This window comes from Paenibacillus sp. JNU01 (genome assembly GCF_059130585.1).
The window spans coordinates 2079700-2095400 of sequence record NZ_CP169723.1; the positions used below are offsets into that span (position 1 = coordinate 2079700).

General features: G+C 47.8%; 8 protein-coding genes. 6 read left to right on the forward strand and 2 right to left on the reverse strand.

What is annotated here, in order from left to right; all coding sequences use genetic code 11:
* The first annotated feature begins 818 nt into the window (after window positions 1–818).
* Window positions 819–2747 (forward strand): carbohydrate-binding protein, encoded by a 1929-nt coding sequence (locus tag NLBNIHML_RS09045; protein ID WP_342570737.1) that lies wholly within the window; start codon window positions 819–821, stop codon window positions 2745–2747.
* Window positions 2748–2781: 34 nt separating this feature from the next.
* Window positions 2782–4845, forward strand: coding sequence for a beta-xylosidase family glycoside hydrolase (locus tag NLBNIHML_RS09050; protein ID WP_494354198.1), 2064 nt, complete (start codon window positions 2782–2784; stop codon window positions 4843–4845).
* A gap of 101 nt (window positions 4846–4946) precedes the next feature.
* Here the strand turns inward: NLBNIHML_RS09050 and NLBNIHML_RS09055 are convergent, their stop codons facing one another.
* Window positions 4947–5483 (reverse strand): NAD(P)H-dependent oxidoreductase, encoded by a 537-nt coding sequence (locus tag NLBNIHML_RS09055; protein ID WP_494354688.1) that lies wholly within the window; start codon window positions 5481–5483, stop codon window positions 4947–4949.
* Window positions 5484–5687: 204 nt separating this feature from the next.
* Between NLBNIHML_RS09055 and NLBNIHML_RS09060 the strand changes: the two genes are divergently transcribed.
* From NLBNIHML_RS09060 to NLBNIHML_RS09070, 3 genes are all read left to right on the forward strand, one after another.
* A complete protein-coding gene (locus NLBNIHML_RS09060) occupies window positions 5688–6050 on the forward strand; it encodes a winged helix-turn-helix transcriptional regulator (RefSeq protein ID WP_091013671.1) in 363 nt (120 codons plus the stop codon).
* Between the two features lie 260 nt (window positions 6051–6310).
* On the forward strand, window positions 6311–11281 hold the full coding sequence (locus NLBNIHML_RS09065; RefSeq protein ID WP_494354199.1) for a discoidin domain-containing protein: 4971 nt from the start codon (window positions 6311–6313) through the stop codon (window positions 11279–11281).
* 175 nt (window positions 11282–11456) lie between these two features.
* On the forward strand, window positions 11457–12176 hold the full coding sequence (locus NLBNIHML_RS09070) for an SDR family NAD(P)-dependent oxidoreductase (RefSeq protein WP_339256608.1): 720 nt from the start codon (window positions 11457–11459) through the stop codon (window positions 12174–12176).
* Window positions 12177–12278: 102 nt separating this feature from the next.
* Here the strand turns inward: NLBNIHML_RS09070 and NLBNIHML_RS09075 are convergent, their stop codons facing one another.
* Entirely contained in the window at window positions 12279–13307 is a 1029-nt protein-coding gene (locus tag NLBNIHML_RS09075; RefSeq protein WP_494354200.1) for a leucine-rich repeat domain-containing protein, read from the reverse strand.
* A 260-nt stretch (window positions 13308–13567) separates the two neighbouring features.
* Between NLBNIHML_RS09075 and NLBNIHML_RS09080 the strand changes: the two genes are divergently transcribed.
* Window positions 13568–15643 (forward strand): methyl-accepting chemotaxis protein, encoded by a 2076-nt coding sequence (locus NLBNIHML_RS09080; protein ID WP_494354201.1) that lies wholly within the window; start codon window positions 13568–13570, stop codon window positions 15641–15643.
* The last annotated feature ends 58 nt before the right edge of the window (window positions 15644–15701 follow it).

Sequence of the window (15701 nt, forward strand, 5' to 3'; positions counted from 1 at the left end):
TTTTGGCATAAGCTCACTTGATAGTAATATTCAAGAACAAAACCAACGGTGTGGACAAAACACAGGGGGCAAGTTCACCATTGTCAATAAACAACAACCCTGTACAACCCGTGATTCTATGCAATGAATGAACAGGCACAACAGCAAACGATTGATACTCGTAAAAGTCGAGCAACAAGTGGGCGAATCTTTGGTCTGATAACCCAACTCGATTCCAGCAAAAAAACGACCGACTCCCCATTCATTGACAGGGAAACGGCCGCTGCTTAAGACGTGTCTATATAATCTGTGTTTATTTCATGAGATTATGAACTCATTTAAAGCTGATCCATCCGTTTTAATTCTAGCGAGAGAGTAATGTTCTTCTTCATCCTCTACTTCAACATAGAAAAAGATTGTATTATCTTAAAATTGTGATATGATATCGTCAAGTTAATAAACATTTAAAAGAAAATATGAAAAATAATTACATTTAAATGTGTTCAAATCTATTTTTTCGCCAAATTCCAGTTCTAACCCATTTTATTGAAAGCGATTACAAAAAGAAACCTGACAGATTATAGCACTTCTAATCCCACACACAGATGCAGGCTTACTTTGGGTTATAGCCATTCCCTTATCCCCGTGACCACGCACACGGTGTACAGGTCGCTTGGCTTAAACCATATATAACAGCATGACATAACCTAACAGCTGGCCTAACAACTATTCAAAAAGGGGGTGACATGAGGGACATCTCTTCATTTTTTCAGCATTTCATCATCTCTGCTATTCTAACTTTCGATCACCACTAATCCAATCTCATGGAGGCGAAATGTATGATCCGTAAACCGCTAGTTTTATTGTTGGCGTGTCTGCTAATCTTTGTCACCCTACCCGTTGAATCAAGCCATGCAGCCAATGCAGCTGTAGCCAAACTTCCTGGAAATTCCAATCCTCTCATCGATCACAAACTTGGAGCTGACCCTTATGTGCTCGTCCATAACAATCGCGTCTATGTCTACATGACAGGTGATGCATATCTGTACAACAGTGACGGCTCTGTCAGAGAGAACCAGTACAGCACCATCGGGAAAATTAACGTCATCTCTTCAGCTGACATGGTGAACTGGACAGACCATGGTTCCATCCCTGTAGCGGGTGCGAATAATGCCAATAATGGACAAGGTATTGCCAAATGGGCTACCCAATCCTGGGCTCCTGCCATGGCGAAGAAAACTATTGCTGGCAAAGAGAAATTTTTCCTGTATTTTGCCAACTCGGGCGGAGGTATTGGGGTACTCACAGCGGATTCCCCCATCGGTCCTTGGTCCGACCCAATCGGACGTGCCCTCTTGACGCACGGAACACCAGGTATGTCAGGTGTAACCTGGCTCTTTGATCCGGCTGTACTTGTCGATGATGATGGCTCTGCTTACCTGTATGCTGGAGGGGGTATTCCGAACGATACCAATGCTGCTTCCATTGCCAATCCCAAAACAGCTCGGGTCATTCGTCTCGGTGCCGACATGATCAGCGTGGTGGGCAGTGCCGTTACGATTGATTCTCCTTATATGTTCGAAGATTCCGGTATTCATAAGTATAACGGCAAATATTACTACTCCTACTGCATCAACTTCGCGGGAACACATCCCGCTGCATATCCAAAAGGTGAGATCGGATACATGGTCAGCGACAGCCCAATGGGCCCTTTTACGTATAAAGGCCACTTTCTGAAAAATCCCGGTACGTTCTTCGGTGTAGGCGGCAATAACCACCATGCCGTATTCCAGTTCAACAACGAATGGTATGTGGCATACCATGCACAAACAGTAAGTAAGGCATTCCTCGGGGATGGCAAAGGGTACCGTTCCACCCACATTAACAAGCTGACCCACAACGCGGATGGCACCATCCAGGAAGTGCAGGGTAACATGACTGGTGTATCCCAAACGACCAACCTCAACCCGTATGTCCGGGTGGAAGCGGAAACCATTGGATGGCAAGCAGGCATTAACACTGAGCCGAGTCAAGCGAGCGGTGGACCTGTAGCCAATCAGAATGTCACTAATATTCATAATGGAGATTGGATCGCGGTCGGCAATGTGGATTTTGGATCAGCTGGAGCCTCCAAATTCAAGGCTAATGTCGCTTCTACCGGAAATGGCAACATCGAGGTACGACTGGACAGTCCGACAGGTCCTCTGGTTGGAACACTTAATGTAAGCTCAACCGGCGGTGCGCAAACGTGGCGCGAGATGGAGACCAATGTAACCAACGCTACGGGCGTACATCGTTTGTATCTGGTGTTTACAGGCTCAGGTAATGGAAACCTGTTCAAACTGGATTACTGGCAGTTTACATCCGGTTCGGGTGGCAACCCCAACCCCAATCCTAACCCGTCCGTTACTCGCATCGAAACGGAAAGCATGACACTTGGCGGTCAATATGCCGGTGTGATCAGCTCCCCTTTTAATGGAGTAGCACTCTACGCCAACAATGATTATGCAGCATACAATCAATATTATGCTTTCCCAACCCATCATTTCTCTGTCCGCGGTGCTTCCAACAACAATGAGACGGCCCGTGTGGATCTTGTCATCGGGGGTGTAACGGCGGGTTCATTCTACTTTACCGGTACACAACCGACCGTACAGACCCTGTCGAACATCACACATGCTACAGGCAATCAGGAAGTCAAGCTGGTCGTAACAACGGATAATGGTACGTGGGATGCTTATATTGATTATCTTGAACACTCACAATAACACAAAGGTCAAGATAGACTTGGGAGGACAAGTTATGTGGAAAAAAATCTGTACGCTTCTGCTCTCTCTTCTGTTACTTGTGGCATCGCTGTCAACGACAAGTCCTACCGCTTCCGCATCAACGTTCAGCAATCCGGTCATTTATGCGGATGTTCCTGACAGTGATGTCATCCGGGTGGGCAATGCCTTCTATATGACCAGCACAACGATGCATATGAATCCGGGTGTACCTGTGATGAAGTCTTATGATCTGGTCAACTGGAGCATCGTAAACTATGTGTATGATACGCTTGGAAACGGGGATATACAAAATCTGAACAACGGACAAAACGAGTATGGGCGCGGTTCCTGGGCAAGCAGCTTGCGGTACAACAATGGGATATATTATGTGGCTTTTGGCTCACTTTCCACGGGCAAGACATATATTTATCAGACCAGCAATATCGAAACAGGCCCATGGACACCTTACACATTGAACAGTTATTACCATGATCCCTCCCTCTTGTTTGACGGGAATCGAACCTTTCTTGTTCATGGCAGTGATAACATCAGTATCGTTGAGCTGACACCTGATGCGAATGCCGTCAAGGCCGGAGGGCTGAATCAGATTCTGATTCCAAACGCGAGCAGTATAGCTGGCTCTAACATGATTGTAAAGGCAGAAGGAGCACATATTCAGAAGATCAACGGCATGTACTATGTATTCCTGATTGCCTGGCCTTCGGGTGATGGCCGCATTCAGCTTGCCTATCGTGCAAACACATTGACAGGGCCATACACAGGTAAAGTTGTACTACGAGACTCGGGCATTGCCCAAGGAGGTATCGTGGATACCGCATCCGGTGCATGGTACGGCTTGCTGTTCAGAGATAGCGGGGCTGTTGGACGTATTCCCTATCTCGTGCCGGTGACATGGTCGGATAACTGGCCTGTGTTTGGGGTGAACGGCAAGGTTCCTCTTAACATGAATATGCCCGTTGAAGGTCAGCCTGCTGCCAAAATCTACGGGTCGGATGAGTTCAACGCAACCACATCAGGTACACCCTCAGTAACGCAACTGTTAGTGAACGGCGGCTTTGAGGACAGCACCATTCAGCCGTGGACCAGCAACAATACAGCAACCATCAGCTTAACGAATGCCGAAGCGTTTAGCGGTACCAAAAGCCTGCTCGTCAGCGGCAGACAGCAGACAGCAGGCGGTGCCAAACAGATGGTTACAGGTAAGCTGTTACCAGGGGAAACGTACTCTTTTTCGGCTAAGATCAAATACACCGCTGGTCCCGCAACCAAAACGTTCAATCTTAGCATCCAGAACGGTGCAAGTTATACCGGAATTAGCATTATGGGCAGTGCAACGCTAACCCGCGGACAATGGGGCACCCTTCAGGGTATGTATACTGTTCCATCGAACGCAGACCTGTCCCAAAGCTTTATTTTTGTGGAAACACCGTATAACTCGAATCCGGACCCGACCAATGATCTGATGGCATTTTATGTAGATGACGTCTCACTGACAAGCAATTCATCTACCGGCACATCCAGTCTGGCACCATACTGGCAATGGAATCATAACCCCGATGCTGCCAATTGGTCCCTGCTCCAGCGACCCGGTTTCATGCGGCTAACCGCAGGCAAAATCAGCAAAAACCTGTTGGAAGCCCGCAACACACTGACACAACGAACCTTTGGTCCAAAAAGCACGGGCATTACCGCTTTGGATACAGCAGGCATGAAGGATGGTGATTATGCTGGACTCGCTGCTTTTCAGGCCAGATACGGCTTTGTCGGCGTAAAGATGACGGGCAGCACCAAATCCATCGTTATGGCCAATGCCAGTTCCGGCAGCATGACCGAAGTAGCAACGGTGCCATTGAACCAGAACAGAATTTATCTCCGCGTCATCTGTGATTTTACGAACCAGACAGACAAAGCCTACTTTGCTTATAGTCTGGATGGCAACAACTGGATATCCCTTGGCAATACACTTCAAATGTCTTACACACTGCCACACTTTATGGGATACCGGTTTGCACTATTCAATTATGCAACGAAGTCTACCGGAGGGTATGCAGATTTCGATTATTTCCGCGTAGAATAAATGTGATTTTATTCAGTTATCGATCAGGACCTGGAACTCCATCATGTGTGGAGCCAGGTTCTTTTCAATACATTTCTTATGAGAATATTCACCTTTTAAATTCAAAAAGTCCGGTGCTGTTTTATATAACGCATGTATCCTTCAGCACTTCGGTTAATCTCTTCATCGGTAGCCTGGAATGAGGCACCATAGACTGCATATTGCGGCACCGCCTGAGCCCCTACATGATTCATGCTTGCTATGAAAGGTGCAACAAGTTCCTCAACGCTGTAACCGATAGAACCATCTTTCGCATAATTCTCCTGTTTATCCCCTATGGAGATCGCCAGTCCCATTCGCTTTCCCTTCAATCGATTCCCTTTCGATCCGTACGCCCATCCATGGGTGAACACATCATCAAACCATTTTTTCAACAGCGGTGGGTAACTGTACCAATATAACGGGAACTGCAACACAATAAGATCATGCGTCTCCAGCAACTCTTGTTCTCGGGCTACATCAATCTTCCAATCGGGGTAGGTCGTATATAATTCGTGAAGAGCAATATCATCTGTATACTGCAGCAACTCCTCCTTCCAGCGACGATTGACTCTCGAACTTTTCATATCGGGATGTGCCAGAATAACAAGTGTTTTCATCATAAGTTCCTCTCTTCCCTTCCAGGGTGTTGGTTTCTATACTTGAATATGGACCATTATCGGCCACATCCAGTCAAAAGAAAATACACACAATGAAGTAAGGTACTTACCTCAAAGTGTGTATGGACTTCCGTGTCAGAACCGTGAGAAAATAAATAGTTACACCCTATAAAACACGTAAAACTTAAACTGAGGTGAACCAGGATGAAGCAATACAATCTGGGCATTGAAGCAACGCTCGAAATTATAGGCGGCAAGTGGAAAGCCTTGATCATCTGTTTGTTGATGTCCGGGGTAAAGAGAACGGGCGAATTAGAGCGAAGCATCCCCGGCATTTCGCAAAAAGTGTTAATTCAACAATTGCGCGAGCTGGAACGGGACGGCCTTGTCACCAGACATGTCTACCAGCAGATGCCTCCCAAAGTGGAATATGGACTTACAGAGTATGGCGTTACCGCCAATACCATCGTGGATGTCATGTGTACTTGGGGAAGGGACAATATTGCTCTCAGACAGCAGCGGGGCGAAGACGTTGTATTATTGGAAAACAACCAGCCCGAGTCTTGATTTCACAGTTGCACATTCCCCATACATTATGTAGGACATATGTCTCCTTTTCCACGAAAACGATTAAAAAACCTTTATATTCCAGACCAAATGATCGATATACACATTGGGGCACCTGAATATCCCGTGTTGAACATTGGATTCACATCTCACAAATGCAACACGGGAGAACAGAATGATACATACGGTAGCGAGTAAGGGAAAAAGATAAGCTCTATCTGGTGAGATGGAAAGGGCTAACAAAGGAGAAGGAGAGTCATATGAAGGTAAGAACGAGTCAAAAAGGAAACACACGCCACAGCTACATCAACTTGATGTTATCTGTTCTGTTATTGATTAGCAGCATCCCGCTGTGGCCAATCTCAAAAGTGCACGCCGCAGATGAGGAACATCATCTGTTATCCCTGAACCGGCCGGTGTACAGTTCCTCATCTCTGGGCGGCAATACGGCAGACCATGTGGTTGACGGCAACAAAAACACCCGCTGGGAAAGCATATGGCAGCAAGATCCGCAGTGGATCTATGTTGACTTAGGCGCGGTGGCCTCCATCTCGGGCATCTCCATCGAGTGGGAAAATGCGTATGCTTCCAGCTTTGATCTGGAAGTATCCGACGACGAAGTCCATTGGCAGTCTGTTTACTCCACAACAAAGGGGCAAGGCGGCCTGAACGAAATTGAGGTCACAGCAGAGGCACGATATGTGCGCTTGTTCAGCCATCAAAGAGCACAGCAAGCCTATGGCATCTCTGTATACGAATTCAATGTATACGGGACGGGCGGAGCAAATCCACCTCCCAAACCAGCAGCCATGAACCTTGCACTTGGACAACCGGTTACAGCGTCTTCGGAAGAAATTGATGAGCCCAGTCGTTCAGCCGAGGATAAAGCCAAAATGGAAAAAAAGAATTACGAAGCTCGGAATGTAACGGATGGCAATCCAGATACACGCTGGTCTTCCATCTACAAGGATCAGGAATGGATTGTTGTAGACCTTGGACTGATCCGGGAAATCGGGAACGTATCCCTGCAATGGGAAAACGCTTTCGGACGTGCATATGATATTCAAGTATCCAATGACGCACAGCAATGGACTACATTGTACCGGGAATTGCACAGCAACGGTGGACGGGATGAAATTCCGGTATACGCCGAAGCACGGTATGTGAAATTGGCCGGACTTGGCAGAGGAACAACCAATGGATACTCCCTGTACGCATTTGATGTCTACGAGTATATCGAAGGTGATGCCAAACCTGTGCATACCATTCCGAATATCCCTGAACCGTCATCCGTACAGATGGGTTCCGGCAGTTACGCTGTAAATGACATCACGATGCTGCAGCCGAAAAATCCGAAAAATCGTACGGCTGATATTACGGCGCCTCTCCCTTCCAATGACTGGTGGCAGTCTATTCTTGTATCTGATCTGGGGGATGGCAACAGTCTGGTCACACTCCCACTCAAAAGCAGATATACCAAACAAGGACTTCAACTTCTGAACCCCGGAGCTGGTTACGTTTCGGCTGATGGCGGTTCTATGGACGCTGACGGGGAACCGGATCTGATCATGACCACCAGCAATATGAATCCGGCGGAGGTCAATACCAAGGTGGCGGGATATGGAGATTATTCCGCAACGATCATCATGAGTGATGACGAAACGGCCAAAATGAACACCACGTTTGTGAAGGGTTCCCCTTTCCTGTACAACACCTTCGATAACCCAGATACCATTATTGTTCGTTCGCCCAACATCACACGTCTCTTCGATGATCAGAACCGTGAAATTGTTCTGAAGGATGGAGAATCACTGACGGCCGATCATATCGGCGTTGAAATAACCAATCAGGATAGAGCTCCCAAGCCTCAGACCTTTAAAAGAAATTACGGGATCTTTGCACCTGAAGGAACCGTATTTATGAAACTTGGCAATACGATCAAGATCAAGCTGGGCCAGAGCGAAAACTATCTGTCACTGGCTACCCTGCCGTCCGCGGCAGAGCTGCCTTATTATTACCAGCACGCCTACGCCTTTGTTACCGATACACAAGTGGACTACAATTATAACGAGAGCACTTCACTGGTAACGACTACCTTCAACTCGGTAACCCAGACGAAACGGGCAGGCTTTTCCTCCGAGACACTCATGGCCTTGTTCCCGCACCAATGGAAACTGGCGACTACTCCGTTAACGGAGCTTGCTTACCCTTCCATTCGCGGCATGATGAAAGTAAGTGAAGGCAATACGTTTACGACACAGGATCGATTCTATGGCATTATTCCGCAGTTTGTAGAGCCGGATGATCCGACCTACTCGCGTGCACAATTAATCAGCTATCTGGATCAGCTTGATGCGGATACGGCAGGCAATCTGATGAGCGAGGATCCTTACTGGCAAGGGAAAAAGCTTCATCCGCTTGCGCTGGGTGTACTCATCAGCGACCAGATCGGAGATACGGTAAGGCGAGACCACTATCTGTCCCTGCTTCGAAACATTTTGACAGATTGGTATACTTATTCGCCGGATGAACCTTTGCACTCGTATTATTTTTATTATTCGGATGAGTGGGGAACCATTTTCCCTTACGGTAGTGGATTTGGTGTTAATACCGGATTGACAGATCATCATTTTACCTACGGCTATTACGTTTTTGCATCGGCTGTATTGGCCACATATGACCAAGCATTTTTGCAAGATTACGGCGACATGGTTGACCTTCTGATTCGAGACTATGCCAATCCTTCACGGACAGATGATCAGTTTCCAAGGCTTCGCAATTTTGATGCGTACGCAGGTCACTCCTGGGCAGGTGGTTACGCCGATAATCGCAGCGGGAATAACCAGGAGGCGGCAGGTGAAGCCCTCTTTAGTTGGGTCGGACAATATATGTGGGGTGAGGTGACAGGCAACAAAGCCTACCGCGACACCGGAATCTGGGGTTTCGTAACTGAAGAAAAGGCTGCCGAGCAATACTGGTTTAATTATGACGGGGATAACTGGCTGGAGGATTACCAGCATGCTACGGTAGGTCATGTGTACGGCAGCGCCTACCTGTACGGAACGTACTTCTCGAATGAAGCCGAGCACATTTACGGTATTCACTGGCTGCCGCCAGCGGAATGGATGACCTATTATGGACGTGATCCGCAGAATACTAAGGCTCTCTACAATGGTCTCATCAAGGATCTGGGCGGTCAGCAGGAGCGCACATGGCAACATATTATCTGGCCGTTCCAGTCCATTGGAGACCCGCAAGGTGCTCTAGCCAAATGGAATACGAGCGAGATGCAGCAAAATGAAGTCTTTAACGCGTACTGGTTCATGCACAGCATGGCTTCTACAGGAACACGCACGATGGAAATCTGGGCAGATGATCCGGCAGCAACCGTGTACGAAAAAGACGGCGTCTATACAGCGCAAATCTGGAATCCGTCCGACACTGTCAAAACAGTGCATTTCTACAATGCCAATGGCGCTTTGGGTTCGGCTACCGTTTATGCCAAAGCGCAAGTAAAGGTTAACCCGCTGGAACATTCCGTTGTTAAACAGCCGGATGCCTCTCAGGGTGTAGTCTATCTCGATCGGAGCCAATGGACCATTACGGCATCCTCCAGTTCAGAGCCGGTAGAGCGCATGGTCGACGGTGATCTGACAACACGCTGGTCATCCGGACAGATCCAGCAGCCCGGCGATTGGCTGCATATTGATCTGGGAAGCGAACAGTCTATGGATACGGTATTCATGAACTCCGGCAACAACGGCGGTGATTATGCTCACGGGTACGAAATCTACGTATCCAAAGATAACGAGAACTGGGCCCAGCCTATCGCAGAGGGCGCTGGAACATCTCCAAGTCTGTCCGTGGAATTGGGCATGCAAACCGCCCGTTATGTCAAGATTGTATTGACTTCCCCTGCGGACAGCTGGTGGTCTATCTCTGAACTCAAGCTTGCCCGATTTGGTAAACTTGACGCAACACCGGACCTCCCACAGCCTGTATCGCTTCCAGATCGCTCTTCATGGATCGTAACCGCCTCCTCTACTCAAGGAGCAGATGTGACGGCCAATATGCTGGACGGAAGTTCAAATACCCTATGGACCAATGGGAGGAAACAAATCGAAGGACAATGGATTACCATTGATCTTGGCCAAAAGAGTTCTTTCGATGCCATAGAATTGGACCCGGGTCATGCGAAAGACGACTATCCGAGACAGTATCGGATCTATGTCTCGGATGACGGCGAACACTGGGGCACGTCCATTGCAGGCGGCGAAGGCACGCCTGGACGCATGTCCATCACCTTCCCTGAACAGCAGGCACGTTATGTGAAGGTGGTACAGATCGGGAATTCCGATCAATGGTGGTCTATCTCCGAGTTGTTTATTCATCATAATGGAACGGGCAAACAAAAGCGGTTGCTGCCAGACGGCTGGTCCGTGACCACTTCCACCGGAGACGATGCAGCGGCTATACTCGACGGCTCGGATCAAACACGCTGGACCTCCGGTCAGACTCAAACAGGCGGCGAATGGATTCAGATTGATCTGGGGGCCTCGCAGCCAGTGAATCGGATTGTGCTGGACAGCGCGCACAGCCGGGAAGACTTTGCTCGCGGTTATGAAGTATTTACTTCCCTGGATGGAGAGCAATGGGGGGAAGCCCTGGCTTCGGGTGAAGGATCATATCCGCTGCTTTCTATCCCCTTTGCATCACATGAAGCACGCTATATTAAGGTCGTACAGACGGGTACTGATTCTCATTGGTGGTCCGTAGCTGAATTAGAGGTCTATACCGCTGATCAGACACCCTGGATATCCGGGGAACAGGATGATCTGCTACCTGCTGAACTGGATCGAACATCATGGACAGCGACTGCCTCCACCTCTGGAGATGTTGTGGCGATGCTAGACGACGATCTGAATTCACGCTGGACCTCTTCATCTGGTCAACATGCCGATCAATGGGTCCAGATTGATCTGGGAAGCAAGCAGAGCTTCAGCCGCTTGACCATGGATTCGGGCAGCAGCAGTAACGATTATGCTCGCAGTTTCCAGTTATTCACTTCTGATGATGGCGAGCACTGGAATGGAGTTACGGAAGTCTTGGGAACAGAACCCGTCATTTCACATACGTTCTCCAAACAAACGGCGCGATACATCAAAATGGTTTTGACCGCGGACACTCCCGAGTGGTGGTGGTCCATTGCCGAGTTAAAACTTTACCATTAATGTCATCACGATCTGTTCAACCACCTCTCTCCCGTTCTTGCGGGACAGGGGTGGTTTTTCCTATGCCAAGGATGAAGCATACCTCATTCAAACTTCATGTTCCATACATCACCTCTATAGTAAGATATAGATTAATGTATATTCACTAAATGTTATTCAACAAGGAGTGTTCCGTATGAAAAATATAATTGTTTTTGGTGCAAGCAAGGGATTGGGTGACGCATTCGTTAGAGGTGTGCCACAGTCCGGTGATAAAGTCTGGGTGGTTTCCCGCAGCAAGCCGGAAAGTCTGAACGTAGAGGATGGCGTCCAGCGAATATGGATTCAGGCCGATCTTTCCGAACTTCAGGCCGCGGAGCATATTGCCAACCAGCTTCAAGGCGAGACGTTGGATGTGCTTATTTATAACGTGGGGATCTGGGAGAAGGAAGGATTTGAAGAGCACTATACGTTTGATCGGGATGAACCCGCAGATATCAGTCAACTTATTCATGTGAATGTGACCTCAACGATTGTATGTATACAGGCTTTACTGCCTCATCTTCGCCAGTCAGAGGCAGGCAAGATCATCCTGATCGGTTCAACAGCCGGTTTGAGCAATGCAGGCAACAGCCAGGTTTCATTTGTCGCCTCCAAATTTGCCATACGGGGTGTTACGGAAGCTCTAAGAGAGCATACGAGAGAGGACCGCATCGCGGTGACATGTATCAATCCGGGAGAACTGGCGGCAGAGATTCCTTATGAAGACGGAATGGAACGCGCACTCGCCGAGTATGACGGGACCCGTATTCCCCTACAGGATATGGTCGCCGTCGTTCGATGTATTATCAGCTTGTCCAAGGCGGCCTGTGTGAAAGAGATCAACATACCCGCATTAACGGATATGAACACTTAGATAGCACGGATACAAATACTTAAATAGTAATGACATCTGCCCGCACAACCGGTTCGTTCAGTGCGGGTTCGCTATGTATGCATACGCTGGACTGAAGACCGTCTACATTAATACATGCGACAAGTGTGCAATGCCTATGGAATTCATGCGTTCATGCTCAGGAATATTTTCATATAACAAATTCGACTTTCCTGCCCTGGCCAGGTGATCACGCATAGCGGCAATCCGTCCTTTGTTCACACCAATATAACGAAAATCGATTTGGCGCAAGTGCTCCAGCTCGGTCAGTCCAGCAAAAGAATTCACCTTGAGCGCCGTATTTATCTCCTTTAGTTCAATAGATTCCAAAGTGCCGGCTGTCCATAGATGTTCGGTATCCCGTAACGATTTCATATAGTCCAGTTCGAGCTGTCTGAGGCAGGGCATCTGGGAAAAGTCGCATAATTGCTCCAGCTTGGGCAAGGACAGATGCAGATACTCCAGCCCATGCATCTGTTCGAGTCCCTGAACACTCGTCAGCTTGCGAACAGAGCTTAGCTTCAACATCGAGATAGTTGACTCTGTCAATACATCCAGTCCACCTTTTAACTCGCCATGATCCAGGGACAGATATTGAAGCATGGGCAGTTCAGCCAACACATCGAGTGTTTCAATAGAGCAGTTCAGAATGATGGTGTTGAGACTTAGGCATGTTGCAATGGAAGCAAAATCTTTGAATTTGCCGCGGAGTTCAAGAAAGGTTAGTTGGTTGTAGTGTTCAATAAAATTGAGCCGGGTTGCCTTAGCAGGTGAATTCAATCTTAGAAACTGCAGTTGCTTCATCGCACCCAGAATCGTCAAATCCTGTGCCTGCGAAAGATCAAGCTGCAAGGCAGACACATGCTTTAATTGGGCAAGTCGCCCCAAAAATCCTGATGAATATCCCCCTTTAGGGTCCACATGCGATATGTGTAGAATTAGATCTGGGCGGGCAAAGAACACTTTGGCATCTAGCTCGGCAAGGTCCTCGTATGTATCCGCGTCGACGCGAAAATGAACCGTTGCTCTGCGGCGCAACAGATGCACCGCCTGGTGCATCTTTTCGGCATTCCATGGAGCCCCTTGTATCGAAGCGTGCCATACTTCACTCACAGATAATCCCCCTTTTTACCCCCCCTATAGTTCCAATTCATTCCATTATAAACAACATTACCTGGATGAACCACTACTGAACCCGGTTTTTCATTCCTATTCTCTTTTCAACCCTTCCTTTCATTTTCCTCATCTTCTAGTCTCTTTCCTTCCTGTTGCTTTCAATATTAATCGACAGAAATCTACATAAAACTATAGGATATGCCGACATATAACTTAGGCGTTTTGAGCTTTTTATTACTCATCTGGGGAGATGGAATATGTCGAACATGTTGAATAAGTGGGGTAAAACGGGAGCACGGACATCCAGTATGGCAAATACGTTGTCCATTGTGCTGCTCGTCATCATCGTAGTCGTCTTTTCCGTGCTGGGAACTTTTATGTTCGCAAGCACACGAAACATTCTGGTAAAGCAGCAGGAATCCATGCTCCAGACCAAGACACAGGCTATTGTTAGTGAATTTGATGCGCTATTCAAAGAAAAGGGCGCGCTGGTCAAACAAATGTCCACCAACACATTATTTAAGCAATACATAGAAACAACCGCATCTGCAGCAGATGCGGCAAGTTCAACCTACGCTGCTGAAGCACAGGCGACACTGGCTGAAATTGTTAAGGCAGAGCCTTCATTTGCCGATGCTTGGGTCGCGGGTCTGGATGGAAAAGGTTTTTGGATTCAAAATGATGGTGTCGTCTCTGCACCGGACTTTGATATCCAGTCACGTCCATACTACAAGCCTGTTACCGGTGCAGACGGGCTTTATTTCTCCGATCCGTACATTGACGTTGCAGCAGGCGACGTACTTATGGGGATCTTTTACCCCATCAAAGACGACAACAATAACATGATCGGCTTCGCTGCAGCGGATATTGCGTTTAAGGATATTCCAGCCATCATGGAGAGTTATTCGCTTGGTAGCACGGGCTATTCCATGCTGCTGTCCAAGAGCGGGGAAATTCTGTACCATCCTGATCAAGAGAAGGTGCTGAAGGAGAACATCCTGGACAGTACGGGGGACATGGGAGAGATCGGCAAGAAAATGCTTGCCGGCGAACACGGCATACAGCTTATGAATGACAATGGGGAACGTCGCTATATCGGCTACGCTACCAGCAAGGATACGGGATGGTCCGTTGGTCTGACGATAACAGAGAAAGAAGTACTGGGTGAATTAAAAACGTTCACGTGGATTACGCTTGGCGGTTTTGCTGCAGCCACTCTTCTGCTTGTGATTATCTGTTATATTACCCTTCGCCGTCTGTTACGCTCCATACCACAACTGCTGGCCAAGATCAAACAGATTGAACAAGGTGACCTCACCGTCATACTGGATATCAAATCCAATAATGAAATTGGACAGATCGCCACAGGTTTGAATTCCATGGTACAAAAAATTCAAGGTATGCTGCAAATGGTCGGCAGCTCAGCGCAAATTCTGAACCAGTCGTCGAATGATCTGCAAGCCATCTCCTCACGAACGGCTGTGACCATGAATGACACATCGACAGCGATTAACGAGATTGCCAATGCCACGAATTATCAGTCCATTGAAACGGAAAATATCTTACGCAAAACAGGCTCGTTATCCAGCCAAATCGATGAAATTGCCACCGATACACAGGCTATGGGGACGGTCGTACAGACATCTGCCGATCAAAGCAGCCAAGGACTTGCGGTCGTGGAGCAATTATCGAAATGGTCGGAGGAAAATCATCAGTCCACCCAAGCGGTATCCTCTATTATTCAGGAGATTGATCTGAGCCGGAATGAAATATCCAGTTTTGTAGATACGGTTAAACAGATTGCCTCTCAGACGAACCTACTCGCCTTGAATGCCTCCATTGAAGCCGCACGTGCTGGCGAACATGGAAGAGGATTTGCCGTTGTTGCCGAAGAGGTTCGCAAACTTGCAGAACAGACCGCTCAGGCAACAGAGGAAATTAACAAAAAAGTGAATATGATTGAAGAGAAAACAACCCTGTCGGTTGAACATACCATGCGCGGTATGAAGATTGCGGAGGAAAATGCCAAATCCGTCGAGGATACCAAGCATGTATTCTTCAGCATTAACCAAGACCTGAAAGATCTACAGCAGCGTATGATGCAGATTACCAACAACACCTCTAATGTACACAAACACAAAGATGAGATATTCCAGGCACTGGAGATTATTTCTTCCACCACAGAAGAGAACTCGGCATCGACGGAAGAAGTAAGCGCCAGCACGCAGGAGCAGCTGGATAGTATTGAACAGGTAGCTGATCTGTCGAAACAGTTGAACCAGCTATCTGGCAAACTGCAAGAGGAATTGAGCCAGTTTAAAGTGAAGTCATGATCCACAGGCGTTCCCCTGCTCTTCTCTTTTCGTCGCTGTCCATTTATTATTAATGAAT

What these genes read in the sequence shown, in the direction of transcription:
- NLBNIHML_RS09070 (WP_339256608.1), top strand. Translation starts at nt 11,457, where the DNA reads ATGAAAAATATAATTGTTTTTGGTGCAAGCAAGGGATTGGGTGACGCA.
- NLBNIHML_RS09045 (WP_342570737.1), top strand. Translation starts at nt 819, where the DNA reads ATGATCCGTAAACCGCTAGTTTTATTGTTGGCGTGTCTGCTAATCTTT.
- NLBNIHML_RS09055 (WP_494354688.1), bottom strand. Translation starts at nt 5,483, where the DNA reads ATGAAAACACTTGTTATTCTGGCACATCCCGATATGAAAAGTTCGAGA.
- NLBNIHML_RS09050 (WP_494354198.1), top strand. Translation starts at nt 2,782, where the DNA reads ATGTGGAAAAAAATCTGTACGCTTCTGCTCTCTCTTCTGTTACTTGTG.
- NLBNIHML_RS09065 (WP_494354199.1), top strand. Translation starts at nt 6,311, where the DNA reads ATGAAGGTAAGAACGAGTCAAAAAGGAAACACACGCCACAGCTACATC.
- NLBNIHML_RS09060 (WP_091013671.1), top strand. Translation starts at nt 5,688, where the DNA reads ATGAAGCAATACAATCTGGGCATTGAAGCAACGCTCGAAATTATAGGC.
- NLBNIHML_RS09080 (WP_494354201.1), top strand. Translation starts at nt 13,568, where the DNA reads ATGTCGAACATGTTGAATAAGTGGGGTAAAACGGGAGCACGGACATCC.